At 46.6% G+C, this 769-nt stretch carries 1 protein-coding gene; it reads right to left on the bottom strand.

Annotated features, from left to right (window positions below; translation table 11 throughout):
- Positions 1 to 4: 4 nt before the first annotated feature.
- Positions 5 to 769, bottom strand: a 765-nt coding sequence (locus tag IEV57_RS19255; RefSeq protein ID WP_188444660.1) for an OmpA family protein, incomplete at its 5' end; no start/stop codon positions are given.

The following is a 769-nucleotide window of genomic DNA, read 5'->3' as shown; positions in this document are numbered from 1 at the left end:
TCAATTACTTTCTCAACTTCAACTCTGTTCTTCTGTTTTCTTGGTGTTGAGCTTCTGTGCATGTTCCGCAGTCGTGGATAGGCTGGGTCTTGCCGAACCATTCGTGTTGCATTCTTGCTGCTTCTACGCCTCTATTCACCAAGTATTGCATCACCACCGCTGATCTGCGTTCTGACAAGGATTTGTTGTACTCCTCACTGCCTCGCTGATCTGTATGGCCTGCTATGTACAGGTTCAGGTTCTTTATCCGCTTCATCATGATCGCTGTTCTCTCCAATTCTTTCTTGTGAACAGGTCTGATGTTGCTCTTGTCAAAGTCGAAGTACACAATCGGTACTGCGTTCAACTCTCGCTGTAGCTCTTCGAAGATACCCAACTCGTCACAGATGTCTTTATCTAGCAATTCCTTCGGTAACTCGTAGTCTTTGTCAGGGTCAGGGAAGGCTTCCAAGACCAACTCTGATCTTCTATTTAGTTGATGATCTGTCTCAGGGCATGGCACGCCATCTCCACAGTCATTGGTCAACTTCTCTTCGCCAAACCACTCTGCTCTCACTCTTTCTTTGCCGATGTTGTACTTGTTCAAGAATTCCAATACTGCGTCTGCTCTGCGCTGACTCAAGGCTTCGTTGTATTCATCACTTGCTCTCGAATCTGTGTGAGAGGCTACGCGCAAGTCTAGGAAGCTGTACTTCTGCATCAACTCTCCTAGTTTGTCCAGCGTAGGCTCTGCGTCTGTTCTGATCAATGACTTGTCTAGATCGTAATA

This window comes from Belliella aquatica (assembly GCF_014637795.1).
GTDB classification, from domain to species: Bacteria; Bacteroidota; Bacteroidia; order Cytophagales; family Cyclobacteriaceae; genus Belliella; species Belliella aquatica.
The sequence above is the reverse complement of the archived record's forward strand: the minus strand, read 5'-3'. Positions and strand labels throughout refer to the sequence as shown.